This window comes from Pseudomonas sp. GW821-FHT04D07, from assembly GCF_059420225.1.
The window spans coordinates 37185-52240 of record NZ_JBWKTH010000023.1; the positions used below are offsets into that span (position 1 = coordinate 37185).

12 protein-coding genes are annotated in these 15056 nt (G+C 61.2%); 9 read left to right on the top strand and 3 right to left on the bottom strand.

Going from position 1 to position 15056, the window contains the following annotated elements; genetic code table 11:
- Positions 1-24 precede the first annotated feature (24 nt).
- From AC07T0_RS23105 to AC07T0_RS23125, 5 genes are all read left to right on the top strand, one after another.
- On the top strand, positions 25-318 hold the full coding sequence (locus tag AC07T0_RS23105) for a pyrroloquinoline quinone biosynthesis protein PqqE (RefSeq protein ID WP_495003367.1): 294 nt from the start codon (positions 25-27) through the stop codon (positions 316-318).
- A gap of 394 nt (positions 319-712) precedes the next feature.
- A complete protein-coding gene (locus AC07T0_RS23110; protein WP_495003368.1) occupies positions 713-2518 on the top strand; it encodes a phenylacyl-CoA dehydrogenase in 1806 nt (601 codons plus the stop codon).
- A 228-nt stretch (positions 2519-2746) separates the two neighbouring features.
- Positions 2747-4039: a GGDEF domain-containing protein gene (locus AC07T0_RS23115; RefSeq protein WP_495003369.1), complete on the top strand. Its 1293-nt coding sequence runs from the start codon at positions 2747-2749 to the stop codon at positions 4037-4039.
- An 89-nt stretch (positions 4040-4128) separates the two neighbouring features.
- On the top strand, positions 4129-5925 hold the full coding sequence (locus tag AC07T0_RS23120) for an acyl-CoA dehydrogenase C-terminal domain-containing protein (protein ID WP_495003370.1): 1797 nt from the start codon (positions 4129-4131) through the stop codon (positions 5923-5925).
- Positions 5926-6224: 299 nt separating this feature from the next.
- Positions 6225-8003 (top strand): acyl-CoA dehydrogenase C-terminal domain-containing protein, encoded by a 1779-nt coding sequence (locus tag AC07T0_RS23125; RefSeq protein ID WP_495003371.1) that lies wholly within the window; start codon positions 6225-6227, stop codon positions 8001-8003.
- Between the two features lie 232 nt (positions 8004-8235).
- Here AC07T0_RS23125 and AC07T0_RS23130 read toward each other — a convergent pair whose 3' ends face one another.
- Positions 8236-9159 carry a LysR family transcriptional regulator gene (locus AC07T0_RS23130; protein WP_495003372.1) on the bottom strand — a complete coding sequence of 308 codons (924 nt, stop codon included), beginning with the start codon at positions 9157-9159 and terminating at the stop codon, positions 8236-8238.
- 101 nt (positions 9160-9260) lie between these two features.
- Here AC07T0_RS23130 and AC07T0_RS23135 point away from each other — a divergent pair, with 101 nt between their 5' ends.
- The 4 genes from AC07T0_RS23135 to AC07T0_RS23150 all read left to right on the top strand — a co-directional run bounded on the left by AC07T0_RS23135 (position 9261) and on the right by AC07T0_RS23150 (position 12122).
- A complete protein-coding gene (locus AC07T0_RS23135; protein WP_495003373.1) occupies positions 9261-9959 on the top strand; it encodes an MOSC domain-containing protein in 699 nt (232 codons plus the stop codon).
- Positions 9956-11233 carry an aspartate aminotransferase family protein gene (locus tag AC07T0_RS23140; RefSeq protein WP_495003374.1) on the top strand — a complete coding sequence of 426 codons (1278 nt, stop codon included), beginning with the start codon at positions 9956-9958 and terminating at the stop codon, positions 11231-11233. The genes AC07T0_RS23135 and AC07T0_RS23140 overlap by 4 nt, the downstream gene beginning before the upstream one ends.
- 219 nt (positions 11234-11452) lie before the next feature.
- A complete protein-coding gene (locus AC07T0_RS23145) occupies positions 11453-11818 on the top strand; it encodes a type II toxin-antitoxin system RelE/ParE family toxin (RefSeq protein WP_495003375.1) in 366 nt (121 codons plus the stop codon).
- Positions 11802-12122, top strand: coding sequence for a helix-turn-helix domain-containing protein (locus tag AC07T0_RS23150; protein WP_495003376.1), 321 nt, complete (start codon positions 11802-11804; stop codon positions 12120-12122). Before AC07T0_RS23145 ends, AC07T0_RS23150 begins: the two co-directional genes overlap by 17 nt.
- 248 nt (positions 12123-12370) lie before the next feature.
- Here the strand turns inward: AC07T0_RS23150 and AC07T0_RS23155 are convergent, their stop codons facing one another.
- Together AC07T0_RS23155 and AC07T0_RS23160 are read right to left on the bottom strand one after the other, a co-directional pair.
- Positions 12371-13165: a carbon-nitrogen hydrolase family protein gene (locus AC07T0_RS23155; protein WP_495003377.1), complete on the bottom strand. Its 795-nt coding sequence runs from the start codon at positions 13163-13165 to the stop codon at positions 12371-12373.
- Between the two features lie 13 nt (positions 13166-13178).
- Complete coding sequence (locus tag AC07T0_RS23160) at positions 13179-14861, bottom strand: flavin monoamine oxidase family protein (RefSeq protein WP_495003378.1); 1683 nt, start codon at positions 14859-14861, stop codon at positions 13179-13181.
- Positions 14862-15056 lie beyond the last annotated feature (195 nt).

A 15056-nucleotide genomic window follows, 5' to 3' on the forward strand; every position in this document is an offset into this window, starting at 1 on the left:
TTCTGTATCCAGTCGAGTCTGCCCATGGAAATCTCAGGAAATACCGCTGTTTATGCCGGTCTGAGCACTATTCGGTCCGGGCAGAATCGTGTCGATCAGTCGGCCAGTCAGGTTGCCGATACCATTGCCGAGCGCTCGCTGAAGAGCCAGTCGTCCGACACCCAGGTCAACCGGCTGTTGTCGGTGGACCGCAGCCAGCAAGATCTGTCGAGCACCATGGTGGACATGTCCCAGGGCAAGCTTCAGGTCGAGTTGGGCGCCAAGGTGGCCAAGGCCTCGGACCAGGCGCTGGGTACCTTGATCGATACCTACGCCTGAGGGCGCGCACCACCCTATCAGAATTGAAACGCGGTCCTTTTGTAGGCGCCGGCTTGCTGGCGATGGCGGTCGGTAAGTCGATGCGAGACTTGCAGGCCTCATCGCTGGCAAGCTAGCTCCTACAGGATTTGCGGTGTTTTCAGCTGTTCGGCTTTAGTCCCGCCCCCGCATAACCCTTTCTCACCCTCGACTATTCTTTCTACTACACGCCCCTGGCTGCCCTTCAAGGCTGTCGGCCTTTTCCTGCGCACCGTTCACCCATGTATGACGAATGGACTATGAACGATACTTGACAAGGATTGAGCGCAAACGTATGTTTCAAACAACCGTTTGACCGGCGTGGCAAATCGACGCGGTCGCTCATTCCAGGATTCATCAGCAGAGGTTTATCGCTATGCCTGACTACAAGGCCCCCTTGCGTGATATTCGCTTCGTCCGTGACGAGTTGCTCGGTTACGAAGCGCACTATCAGAGCCTGCCGGCATGCCAGGACGCTACCCCGGACATGGTTGACGCCATCCTCGAGGAAGGCGCCAAGTTTTGTGAGCAGGTACTGGCCCCGTTGAACCGGGTTGGCGACACCGAAGGTTGCACCTGGAGCGAGTCCGGCGTTAAGACACCCAGCGGTTTCAAGGAAGCCTACAAGCAGTTCGTCGAAGGTGGCTGGCCAAGCCTGGCCCACGACGTCGAACACGGCGGCCAAGGCCTGCCGGAGTCCCTGGGCCTGGCGGTCAGCGAAATGGTCGGCGAAGCCAACTGGTCGTGGGGCATGTACCCGGGCCTGTCCCATGGCGCGATGAACACCATTTCCGAACACGGTACCCCTGAGCAACAAAAGGCCTACCTGACCAAGCTGGTTTCCGGCGAATGGACCGGCACCATGTGCCTGACCGAACCGCACTGCGGTACCGACCTGGGCATGCTGCGGACCAAGGCCGAGCCTCAAGCCGACGGTTCCTACAAGGTCAGTGGCACCAAGATCTTCATTTCGGCCGGTGAACACGATATGGCCGACAACATCGTCCATATCGTCCTGGCACGCCTGCCGGATGCGCCGGCCGGTACCAAGGGTATTTCGCTGTTTATCGTGCCCAAGTTCCTGCCGAACACCGACGGTAGCGTGGGTGAGCGCAACGCGGTGTCCTGCGGTTCCCTGGAACACAAGATGGGCATCCACGGTAACGCCACCTGCGTGATGAACTTCGACGCCGCCACCGGCTTCCTGATCGGCCCGCCGAACAAGGGCCTGAACTGCATGTTCACCTTCATGAACACCGCTCGCCTGGGGACCGCGCTGCAAGGCCTGGCCCACGCCGAGATCGGTTTCCAGGGCGGTCTGAAATATGCGCGCGAGCGTCTGCAGATGCGTTCCCTGACTGGCCCGAAAGCGCCGGACAAAGCCGCCGACCCGATCATCGTGCACCCTGACGTGCGTCGCATGCTGCTGACCATGAAGGCCTTCGCCGAAGGCAACCGGGCGATGGTCTACTTCACCGCCAAGCAGGTCGACATCGTCAAGTACGGCCAGGATGAAGAAGAGAAGAAGAAAGCCGATGCACTGCTGGCGTTCATGACCCCGATTGCCAAGGCGTTCATGACCGAAGTCGGCTTCGAAGCCGCCAACCATGGCGTGCAGATCTATGGCGGCCACGGCTTTATCGCCGAGTGGGGCATGGAGCAGAACGTTCGCGACAGCCGCATTTCGATGCTGTACGAAGGCACCACCGGGATCCAGGCACTGGATCTGCTGGGTCGCAAGGTGCTGATGACCCAGGGCGAAGCGCTGAAGGGCTTCACCAAGATCGTCCACAAGTTCTGCCAGGCCAACGAAGGCAACGAAGCGGTCAGCGAGTTCGTCGCACCGCTGGCGGCCATCAACAAGGAATGGGGCGAGCTGACCATGAAAGTCGGCATGGCCGCGATGAAGGACCGTGAAGAGGTCGGCGCCGCTTCGGTGGACTACCTGATGTACTCCGGTTATGCCTGCCTGGCTTACTTCTGGGCCGACATGGCGCGCCTGGCGGCCGAGAAACTGGCCTCCGGTACCAGCGAGGAAGGTTTCTACACCGCCAAGCTGCAGACCGCGCGCTTCTACTTCCAGCGGATCCTGCCGCGTACCCGCACTCACGTGGCAACCATGCTGTCGGGCGCGAACAACCTGATGGACATGAAAGAAGAGAACTTCAGCCTGGGCTACTAAGCCGCACTGAGTTCACTGCAAAAGCCGCTTCGCCTTCGGGGGAAGCGGCTTTTTTGCGTGCCACCCGTGGCGATGCGCAGAGAAAAAATTCCCGACTAAATCGCTAAGAAGAATCGTTGCGCTGCCGTTAAAGAGGTGGCATTTGTGACTGATATCACATTGCCGTACTTTAGATCTTACAATACAGGCACAATGCCATTTATTGCGTTGCCGGTCGGAGCTTTACCCTTGCCGCGTTCTTCCGCTGTCCATGTTGGTCATTTTTTACCCTCTCTCCTGTTGTTGCTTGCGGGGCTCGCGGCTGCCTACGTCAAGGAACTCAACGTCTTCTTCACCTCGCTGTTCAATGTGCTGCCGACCCTGGTTTTGCTGCTGGGCGGGTCCTACTGCGCGGTGTACCGACGCCAGCGCGAACTGTTCCTGATGGTGACGGTGTACATCGCCTATTTCCTGCTCTCCACCCAGACCGATTATTACCGGGATCACGGCAAGGTCCGTGAGGACGCCGCGGTGGTCTTCCACCTGTGTTGCCTGTTATTGCCCCTGCTGTTTGGTGTGTATGCCGCCTGGCAGGAGCGCACGCACCTGTTCCAGGACATGGTCGCGCGGTTCGCCGTGCTGTTGGCGGTGGGCAGCGTGGCACTGGGCCTGGAGCAGAGTTATCCGCAAAGCTTGCTCGACTGGTTGGCGGAAATCCGCTGGCCGGCGCTGCACGGCGCCTGGATGAGCCTGATCCAGTTGTCCTACCCGGTGTTCTTCGCGTCCTTTGTGTTGCTCACGGTGCAGTACTGGCGCAATCCACGCCCCCTGCACGCGGCGCAACTGACCGGGCTGCTCGGGCTGTTCTGGATGTTGCCCAAGACCTTCATTCTGCCGTTCACCTTGAACATCATGTGCAGCCAGGTGATGTTAATGATTGCCGCGGCGGTGGCTCACGAGGCTTATCAGATGGCCTTCCGCGACGAGCTCACGGGCTTGCCGGGACGTCGCGCGCTGAACGAGCGCATGCAGCGCCTGGGGCGCAACTATGTGCTGGCGATGACCGACGTCGACCACTTCAAGAAATTCAACGACACCCACGGTCACGACGTTGGCGACCAGGTGCTGCGCCTGGTGGCCAGCAAGCTGGCGAAGGTCAGCGGCGGCGGTCGTGCCTATCGCTACGGCGGTGAAGAGTTCGCGGTGGTGTTCGCCGGCAAAAGCCTGGAGGAGTGCATGCCGCACCTGGAGGTCATTCGCGAAGTGATCGCCAACTACCATATCCAGTTGCGCAACCAGGACAACCGCCCCCAGGACGACCAGCAAGGTCGTCAGCGCCGGGCCGGCAGTGGCGCTACCAGTGTGTCGGTGACCGTGAGTATCGGTGTCGCCGAGCGTCAGCCGGAGCAGCGCACCCCGGAAGAAGTGCTCAAGTCCGCCGACCAGGCGCTCTATGCCGCCAAGGGCGCGGGGCGTAACTGCGTGGTCGCGGCGGGGCAGAGCCGGCGTGGCGCGATCCGCACGGGCGAAGCTGTCGGCTGAGTGATGGTGGAGCATTCAGCGGTTGGACGGTGATTGTCCGGGACCGGGCAGGGCAGTAGCTTGAGGCATCTGCTGCCGGAGAAACGACCATGCCTGAGTACAAAGCCCCGCTACGTGACATGCGCTTTCTGATCGACCATGTTTTCGATTTCCACGCCCACTACCTCGCCCTTGGCGCCACCGATGCCAGCCCCGACATGGTCGGCGCGATCCTGGAAGAGGGGGCGAAGTTCTGCGAGCAGGTGTTGTCGCCGCTGAACCGCTCCGGCGATGAAGAAGGCTGCCATTTCGACAACGGTGTGGTGACCACGCCCCAGGGCTTCAAGCAGGCCTTTGCCCAGTATGTCGAAGGCGGCTGGCATGGCCTGGCGGCGGACCCAGCCTATGGCGGGCAAGGCCTGCCACTGTCCCTGGGGTTGGTGATCAGCGAGATGATCGGTTCCAGCAATACCTCCTGGGGCATGTACCCGGGTCTGACCCACGGCGCCATGTCGGCGATCCATGCCCACGGCACCGAGGAACAGAAGAACACCTACCTGAGCAAACTGACCGAGGGTCGCTGGACCGGCACCATGTGCCTGACAGAGGCTCACTGCGGCACTGATCTGGGGCTTATCAAGACCCGCGCCGTGCCCCAGGCCGACGGTAGCTATGCGATCAGCGGCAGCAAGATTTTCATCTCCGCTGGCGAGCACGATATGAGCGAGAACATCGTGCACCTGGTGCTGGCCAAGCTGCCGGACGCCCCGGCGGGGACCAAGGGCATTTCCCTGTTTATAGTGCCCAAGTTCCTGGCTAATGCCGCCGGCGATGCGGGTGAGCGCAATGCCGTGCGCTGTGGTTCCATCGAGCACAAGATGGGGATCAAGGCTTCCGCGACCTGCGTGCTGAACTTCGACGACGCCAGGGGCTTTCTGATTGGCGAGGCCAACAAGGGCCTGAACTGCATGTTCACCATGATGAACCATGCCCGGCTTGGCACCGGGATGCAGGGCCTGTGCCTGGGGGAGACGAGTTTCCAGGGTGCGGTCCGCTACGCCAACGATCGCCTGCAGATGCGCGCACTCACCGGTCCCAAGGCGCCGGACAAGGTTGCTGACCCGATCATCGTCCATCCCGATGTGCGGCGCATGCTGCTGACCATGAAGGCCTTCAACGAAGGCAACCGGGCGCTGACCTACTTCACCGCGCAGTGGCTGGATGTCGCTCACCTGGGCGGCGATGCGAGCCAGCGCCAGGAGGCCGAGGACCTGCTGGCCTTCCTGACGCCGATCTGCAAGGCCTTCATGACCGAGACCGGTCTTGAGGTGACCAACCATGGGATGCAGGTGTTCGGTGGTCACGGCTTCATTCGTGAGTGGGGCATGGAACAGTTGGTCCGTGATTGCCGGATCGCGCCGATCTATGAGGGCACCAACGGCATTCAGGCGCTGGATCTGCTGGGGCGCAAGGTGCTCGGCAGTCAAGGCAAGTTGTTGCGTGGCTTTACCAGGATCGTGCACAAGTTCTGCCAGGCGAATGCCGGGCATCCGCAGCTCAAGGGTTATGTGGCGCAACTGGACGGCTTGAACCAGCAGTGGGGTGAGCTGACTACCCAGGTTGGCGTGGCGGCGATGAAGAACCCGGATGAAGTGGGGGCCGCGGCGTTGGATTATCTGATGTACAGCGGTTACATCATCCTCGCCTACCTCTGGCTGCGCATGGCGTTGGTGGCCCAGGCGCAGTTGGAGGAGGGTAGCGGTGACGCCGAGTATTGCCAGGGCAAGCTGGCGACCTGCGAGTTCTATTTCAAGCGCCTGCTGCCGCGCACGACTGCCCATCGGGCGGCGGTTGAGGCGGGGAGTGAGTGTTTGATGCGCCTGCCAGCGGAGTTGTTTTCTCTTTAATGGGTTGGGTGATCTCGAGGGCCTCTTCGCGGGCAAGCTCCGCTCCCACATTAAATTTTCTGCCGTGCACGAAACTTGTGCCCGGCACAGATCCCATTGTGGGAGCGGAGCTTGTCGGATCGCCGCACCGCCGCGAAGGCGTCGGCACAGACAGCGCATGCCCCGGATATATTTATGACCAAAAATAACAAAAAAGTCACACATAGACCCTATGTGTCGCAAAAGTTGTTCGGGTAAACTCAGACCTTAGAAAATCGGCCCCATCCGGGGCCTATCGTTTAGATCTTGCGAGGTTTGCCATGGCTGACTACAAAGCGCCCCTGCGCGATATGCGCTTCGTCCTCAACGAAGTGTTCGAGGTCGCGAAACTCTGGGCTCAATTGCCTGCCCTGGCCGAGACCGTCGACGCCGAAACCGTCGAAGCGATTCTCGAAGAGGCCGGCAAGGTCACCGCCAAGAGCATCGCGCCGCTGAGCCGTGGCGGCGATGAGGAAGGCTGCCGCTGGGACAACGGCGCGGTGTTCACCCCGGCCGGTTTCCCGCAGGCCTACCAGACCTACGCCGAAGGCGGTTGGGTCGGTGTTGGCGGTGATCCGGACTTCGGCGGCATGGGCATGCCCAAGGCGGTGTCGGCCCAGGTCGAAGAAATGATCAATTCCTCCAGCCTTGCGTTCGGTCTCTACCCGATGCTGACGGCTGGTGCCTGTGTCTCGATCAACACCCATGCCAGCGAAGAGCTGAAAGCCGCTTACCTGCCGAACATGTATGCGGGTGTCTGGGCCGGTTCCATGTGCCTGACCGAACCCCACGCCGGTACCGACCTGGGGATTATCCGCACCAAGGCCGAGCCGCAGGCAGATGGCTCCTATAAGGTCAGCGGGACGAAGATTTTCATCACCGGCGGTGAGCACGACCTGACCGAGAACATCATTCACCTGGTGCTGGCCAAGCTGCCAGACGCCCCGGCCGGTCCCAAGGGGATCTCGCTGTTCCTGGTGCCGAAGTTCAGGGTCAATGCCGACGGCAGCCTCGGCGCGCGCAACCCGGTGAGCTGTGGTTCCATCGAGCACAAGATGGGCATCCAGGCTTCCGCGACCTGCGTGATGAATTTCGATGAAGCCGTGGGTTACCTGATTGGCGAGCCGAACAAGGGCTTGGCCGCGATGTTCACCATGATGAACTACGAGCGCCTGGGTGTGGGTATCCAGGGCTTGGCGTCGGGTGAGCGCTCGTACCAGAACGCTGTCGAATACGCCCGTGATCGCCTGCAAAGCCGTTCGCCGACCGGGCCGAAGGCCAAGGACAAGGTCGCCGACCCGATCATCGTGCATCCCGATGTGCGGCGCATGCTGTTGACCATGAAAGCCTCGAACGAAGGCGGTCGGGCATTTTCCACCTACGTGGCGATGCAGTTGGACACCGCCAAGTTCAGTGAAGACGCCAGCACCCGCGAACGCGCGGATGGCCTGGTGGCCTTGTTGACCCCGGTGGCCAAGGCGTTCCTGACCGACCTGGGCCTGGAAACCACCGTGCACGGCCAGCAGGTGTTCGGCGGCCATGGTTACATCCGCGAGTGGGGACAGGAACAACTGGTGCGCGATGTGCGTATCACCCAGATCTACGAGGGTACCAACGGCATCCAGGCCCTGGACCTGGTGGGGCGCAAAATCGTCGGCAACGGCGGCGCCTATTACCAGCTGTTCGCCGAAGAGATTCGTCATTTCATCAACACCGCCGACGCCGGGTTGGCCGAGTTCACCCAGCCGCTGGGCGCTGCCGTGGACAACCTCGATGACCTGACGGCTTGGGTCCTGGAACGTGCCAGGAGCAACCCGGACGAGATCGGTGCGGCATCTGTCGAATACCTGCAAGCCTTCGGTTACACCGCCTATGCCTACATGTGGGCACTGATGGCCAAGGCGGCGTTGGGCAAGGAGAGTCAGGAGACGTTCTACGCAAGCAAAATGGGCACGGCGCGGTTCTATTTCGCACGTCTGTTGCCGCGTATTCACTCGCTGACGGCCTCGGTAAAAGCCGGGAGCGAGTCGTTGTTCCTACTGGATGCCGAGCAATTTTGATTCTTCGGATGCCTTGTAAGCATTTACTTACATAACGCGCTGCTCTTTGCCCCTATCGCCAGATTGGATCCAGCGATAATCTTTGCACCAAGGACGTCGAGCAGGAAGCTCAAAAGCAACAACAGGGACACGTAGGATTCTGCCAGGACGGTGGAGTGAAAGGGATGTCAGGGAAACAGTCTGCAAAGCCCCGCCTCGGCGGGGTTTTCTTTTTCCCGCGAAAAAGTAGCGGTCAGTTCAGTCCTTCGCGTACCACCGGCGAATGCCCGCCCGAGCGGTTCGTCACGTCTTCGAGCAAGTTGCGCAATAACTCCAGCGTTGCCTGTTGGCGCTGCATATCGCGGCACACCAGTCCCACTTTCAAGGCAACCCGCGGTTCGGTCAGCGGCTTCCAGAGCAGCAGGTCGTCGTCATGTTCATGCCGTGAGCGGCCTGGTAACACCGTCGCCAGCCGTGTGTGCGGCAGGCTGTCGAGGATGCCGGCCATATTGTTCAGCTCGGCTTGAACCTGAGGGCGTCGCCCCAGATTGGCCAGTTGTCCCTGCCAGATCTGGCGGATCTGGAACTCCTCGCCCAGCAGCAACATCGGCAGTTCGGCGGCCTGGCTCAAGGAGACCTTCTTGAATTCGCGCAAGGGATGATCGCTGGGAATCACCAGTTGCAGTTCGTCTTCGTACAACAGCACCCCGTGCAAGCCGGGTTGGCGTGGCGGCAGATAGCTGATGCCGATATCCAGCGAACCATTGAGCAGGCGCCGTTCGATCTCCATGCCGGTCAATTCGTAGATCTGCACCACCAGGTGCGGCTGGGCCTTGCGCACCCGTTCCAGCATCTGCGGCACCAGGCTGGTGTGCACGGTCTGCAGCACGCCGATGGCCAGGGTTCGCAGGGCCTGGCCCTGGAAGTTGCGCAGGTCGTCGCGGGCCCGTTGCAGGCCATCGAGCAGCGGCAATGCATGGTTGTAGAGGGTATGGGCGGCGAGGGTTGGCAGCAGGCGCTTGCTGCTGCGTTCGAACAGGCCCACATCCAGGTTGTGTTCGAGCTGGCGGATCTGCTGCGAGAGGGCCGGTTGCGAGATCGACAGGCGTTCGGCGGCCCGGCCGACATGGCCCTCTTCATACACCGCGACGAAATAACGCAGTTGCTTGAAATCCATAAGCTGTACTTATCGAAAATGCTCGAAAAACGAAATGGCTGCGGGTGCCGGAGAAGCCTAGTCTAACCCCAATCATAAGGCTTACAGGGCCATAGAGTGCGATGAATACTGTTTACGTGGACGGTGTTTACATAGGCAAGGCAAAAAATCTCGGCCAGGGTCTGGTGGGGGATACGGATAAACATCGGGTTGCCAACCGGCTCTGGTTGTGGCCGCAGGGCCTGGGCAGTGATGAGCACGGCGACCCGCGCTTTCATACCGGGCCTGAGCGGGCGTTGCATCACTACCCCGCCGAGCACTACGCCTACTGGCGCAAACGTTATCCACAGTTCGACTGGGCCGCACCGGCCTTTGGCGAGAATTTGTCGACGCGGGGTCTGACCGAGGAGCAGGTCTGCCTGGGCGATCTGTTTCGTTGGGGCGGCGCGTTGTTGCAGGTCAGCCAACCGCGTTCGGCCTGCTATCGCCTGAGCCGCCTCGGAATGCTCCCGGAGCTACCACAGCAGGCGCAGGACACGGGGCGCTGCGGTTGGTTCTACCGGGTGCTCAAGTCGGGTTTTGTCAGCGCCGATCAACCGTTCGAACTGATTCAACGCAGTTATCCCGGCCTGACCGTGGCCTGGGCACTGCATGCTTTCTATCAGGAGCCTCTGGAACACGCAGGCCTGAAGAAGTTGGTGGATTGTCCGGCGCTGTCCTCGCGCTGGCGCGACACGGCGATCAAGCGCCTGCGCAGTGGGCGGGTGGAGGACTGGTCGTCGCGGCTGCTCGGCCTGCCGCTGGAAGGTTTGCGCGCATGAACCTGTTCAGCTTGCGCCGCACGCCACCGAGTCTCGATGACCTGACGGCCGAGTACCGACAATCCACCCGGCGTGACAGTGTCACCCATGAATACCTGATGACGGCTGTCGAGCGTCCTGCTCCGGTGTTCGTTCGCGGGCAGGGCTCCTCGGTGTGGGATGCGCAGGGCCAGGCTTATCTGGATTTCAGCCAGGGTGCTGGGAGCAACAGTCTTGGCCACAGTCCCGGCGTGCTGGCCCGGGCTTTGTCCGACCAGGCCCATGGCTTGATCAACGTTGGTGGCGGACTGCACAACCAGGGTCAATTGAATCTGGCCCAGCGACTGTGTGAAAGCACCGGCTGCGATCAGGTGCATTTTTTCAACAGCGGCTCCGAAGCCTGCGACGGCGCGATCAAGCTGGCGCGCAAATGGGGGCAACTGCATCGCGGTGGCGCGTCTCGGATCATCTCTGTGAGTGATGCTTGCCACGGTAGTGGTTTCGGCGCCCTGGCGGCGTCAGATGCTTTTGACAATCGATTCGAGCCGCCACTGCCGGGTTTCAGTCAGGTGCCGTTCAATGACTTGTCGGCCTTGCATGCGGCCGTGGATGCCAAGACCGTCGCGATCATGCTGGAACCGATCCAGAGTACCGCAGGGGTGATTCCGGCGACGGGGCATTATCTCAAGGGGGTCGAGCGGTTATGCCGTGAGTTGGGCATCCTGCTGATTCTGGATGAAGTGCAGACCGGCATGGGGCGCTGCGGTACCTTGCTGGTCGAGCAACAGTACGGTGTGAAAGCGGACATCATCACCCTGGGCAAAGGCCTGGGCGGCGGTGTGCCGCTGGCCGCCCTGCTGGCACGGGGCAAGGCTTGTTGCTTCGCGCCAGGTGAAGTCAGTGGCAGTCACCACGGCAATGCCATGATGTGCTGTGCCGGGCTGGCGGTGTTGGAGACGCTGCTTGGCGGTGATTTCCTCCCCCGTGTCCGCGAAACCGGGCAGTACCTGCGGGATGGGTTGACACGTCTGGCCCAGCGTTATGCCCTGGGAGAGTTGCGCGGTACCGGCTTGCTCTGGGGCTTGACCCTGGGTGACGAGTCGGCGGATGCGGTTGTCAAGGCGGCGTTGCAGGAAGGGCTACTGCTCGATGCGCCGAACGCCGACTGCCTGCGATTTTCTCCGGCACTGAACGTCAGCAAGAGCGATATCGACGCGATGCTGCTGCGCCTGGCCCATGCCTTTTCCCGAGTGCGGACCGCCCAGGTCCAGTGCCGCAAGGGTATTGCCGTCTGACATTGACCAGCGCCTTTTCCCCGACGAATTCCCGAACCGTCTCGCGGTATAACGCATCACCCTGTGCCTGACTCTTTTGGCACGGGGTGTTTTTTTGTGGGCGGCGTTCAACGCGTGCTGTCTTACACGAGGACACCCTTCAGGAGCTCGAACAACGAGGTGTGTGACGGGCTTGAACTTATATACCACTCAGTGGTATGTTTTTGGAGAAGGATTTCCATGCCATACAGGTTTTTCAAAACCCGGCGCTTCAGCGTCGATGCGAGAAAGGCACTGATTACCGATGCAGCGCTAGTCGCCGCGATGAAGGAAGCCATCAGTGGTCAGGCGGACAATCTGGGCGGCGGGGTCTGGAAGAAGCGGCTCAACGAGAACCGTCATCGCTCCATTGTATTGGCGAGGGGGCGTTGTTACTGGGTCTTCCAGTTTCTATTCGCCAAAAGCGATCAGAGCAATATCACGGCGCAGGAGCTCAGTGCCTTCAAGGCGTTGGCCAAAGCCTATGAGGGGCTTAGTGAGCAACAGGTCCAACAGCTACTGGAAATGAAAGAATTTGTGGAGATAGGTCATGACCAAGACATTTAAAAGCGAGGCACTGGAGTCGATTCATGAGTCGGCCAGCGCGTTGCAGGCCATTGGGGCGATCAGCAAGGCGACCATGCGTGAGTTCGATGAGTCCTGCCTGGCGCAGGTCCCGGATGAAATCGAGCCGGAACAGATCAAGCAACTGCGTGAGCGTAACCATGTCAGTCAACCGGTTTTCGCCCGTTACCTGAACACCAGTGCCTCGACCGTGAAGCAGTGGGAGGCGGGCGACAAGCAACCCAGCGGCATGGCACTCAAATTATTGAGCATCGTGCAGAAATACGGCTTGCAGATATTGGCCTAGCGTTCGCGGCGATTGCGTGAGCGGTCCTGGGCAAAGGTGCGCAGCCCGCGGTGGGCGCTGGTTTGTCCGCGAATCAGCCCGGCGCGCTCGGCGGGCTCAGTGGGCGACACAAGGGGACTGGAAGGCTGCGTGGGTACTGGCTCCGCGGATTCGTTCGAGGACGCGGGACCTTCGGGGTCGGGTGAGGTCGGCAGGGACATGGGCGTTTCCGGGGAAGAGGAACGCCCATTTTAGCGGATAACGCTCGCTCAGTCCCGGCTCAGGTCCGTATAGAGCGCCGGACGGCGGTCCAGCAGATAGCGATTGTTGGCCCGTGAGGCCTGCATCAGCGAACGGTCCAGGGTGGCGACGATCAAGGTCTCATCCAGGCCGGCGCGGGCCAGGCGGCTGCCGTCCGGTGCGGCGATGCTGCTCTGGCCGCAGTACTGGATATCGCCCTCATGACCGCAGTAGTTGGCGTACGCCACAAAACACTGGTTCTCGAAGGCCCGGGCCCGAATGGTGACATCGGCGACGAAGTCGAACGGCACCATATTGGCCGTAGGCACCAGGATCACCTCCGCCCCGTGCAGGGCCAGGCGACGGGTGTTTTCCGGGAATTCGACGTCGTAGCAGATCAACAGTCCGAGTTTCCAGCCGCCCAGTTCCACCACCGGAAAGTGGTCGGGGCCGGCACTGAACATCGAATGATCAAGGTCACCGTAGAGGTGGGTCTTGCGGTAGTTGCACAGGCTCTGGCCGTGGGCGTCGATCAACTGCACCGCGTTGTAGATCTGGCCATCCTCGGCGCGCTCCGGGTAGCCATAGACGATGGCCATGTTCGCCGCCCGGGCGAGGGCGGCAATATGTTGTGCGCTGGCGCCGTCGTGGGCTTCGGCCAGGGCGCCGACCGCTTCGGCACCGATGTTGTAGCCGGTCAGGAACATCTCCGGGAGCACCAGCACGTCCACGCCACGGGCCTCGACGGTCAGACGTTGCAAGCGTTGCAGGTTGCCCGCGACATCCAGTGGTTGCGGCGGGCATTGATAGAGAGCGATCTGCACAAGCGCGTTCCTTTCAGTCGGCCAGGGCGATTGGACCAATGTCATTGAAGACATCGCCCGGTCCCGGGTTCTCGGCGTGGGTACGTCCACCGAAGTGGCTCATGATGCCCCACACGGCGTTGAGCGAAGTCTGTACCGCGCCTTCGACCCAGGCCGGGGTCCAGGACACATCGTCACCGGCAATGAAGATGCCGCGATGTGCGGCGGGCATATCGGCCTGCATGAAGTGCGCGTACATCCGCTGGTTATAGCGGTAGTGGCCGGGCAGGGCGCCTTTGAAGGCCCCGAGGAAATGTGGGTCGGCTTCCCAGGACACGGTGATCGGATCGCCGATGATGCGTGCGGCGATATCCACTTTCGGGTAGATCTTCTTCAGCGCGTCCAAGGCCAGCTTCACCCGCTTGTCGATGGGCTGCGGGAGCATTTTCAGGGCGTCGCTCATCCACGAGTACGACAGGCAGATCACGCCCGGCTTGTCGTCACCGTTGTCGAACAGATAGGTGCCGCGGGTCAGGCGATCGGTGAGGGTCATGCTCATCAGGTCGCGACCGGTTTCCGGATCCTTGTCCTTCCAGAACGGGCGGTCAACCATGACAAAGGTCTTCGAGGACTGCATGTAACGTGTGCGATCCAGGGCCATCCACATTTTCTGGGAAAACAGCGATTCCTCGCATTCGATCTGGGTGGTCAGCAGCCAGCTCTGGCAGGTGGTCAGGACGGCGGCGTAGTGACGGGTATCGCCCCAGTTGTCGGTGACCGCGAACTGGCCGTCGGCAGCACGGGCAATGCGCTTGACGCCGGTGCGTGGTGCGCCGTGGTGCAGAGTGCTCAGGCTGGTGTCGGCCGGCCAATGGGCGCAGCGCTGCGGTACATGACGCCAGATCCCCAGCGGCACCTGCTCCACGCCGCCGACCACCAGGTGCTGGTGGTCGTCGCAATTGGTCATTACCACGCGGAAGATTTCCAGCATCGAGTTGGGGAAGTCCGAGTCCCAGCCGCCGGTGCCGAAGCCGACCTGGCCGAACACTTCGCGGTGCTGGAACGACAGCTTGGCGAAGGCTTTGGAGGTGGCGACGAAGTCGTAGAAGGTGCGGTCGTCCCATAGCGGCACCAAGGTGTTCCAGAGTTCTTTCAGACGCGGCACGTCGCGGTCGCGAATGGCCTGCTGGATATCACCGAAGCGCGAGCCGTCTTCCAGGGCATCGGCCCAGGCGTCGGCCACTTCCTGGAACAGGGCCGGCAGGTCGGCGAGTTTCTCTGCGTAGTAGGTTTCGCCTTCGAGATCGATCACCGTGCTGCCTGAGGCCGGGGTCAGTGGGTTGGGGAAGGGTTTGGTCTCCAGGCCGAGCTTGTCGACGTAGTGGTAGAACGCCGTGGACGAGACCGGGAAACGCATGCCGCCCAACTCGGCGATGATGCCTTCGGTGCCTTCGAAGGCCTGGGAGCGCAGGCGCCCGCCCATTTTCGAGGCTTCGTAGACGACCGGCTTGAGGCCCAGTTTCATCAGTTCATAGGCGGCCACCAGCCCGGCGATCCCGGCACCGACAATCGCCACTTCGGCGCCGTGATTTTCCGCCGGGATGCTGCCCAGTCCGGCCGGGTGCTCGATCCAGTCATCGAAGGCAAACGGGAAGTCCGGGCCGAAGATGGTGATGGGTTTTTTACCGTCGGCAGGATGGCGATTGTTCTTGTTCATGGCTGACCTTGCTGGCGACTCGGGCCGGGCGGTGTGTCCGGCTGGAGTATAGATAGGAAAAGACTGAGGCCATTGTAGGGAGCGGGGAGTGCGTTAATAAGACGCAAAGTGTCGTCGTTTTGACTGGAAATAATACGTTATGACGACAATATTATTCGAATCGACGAGAACCTGTAGGAGACAGCTTGCTGGCGA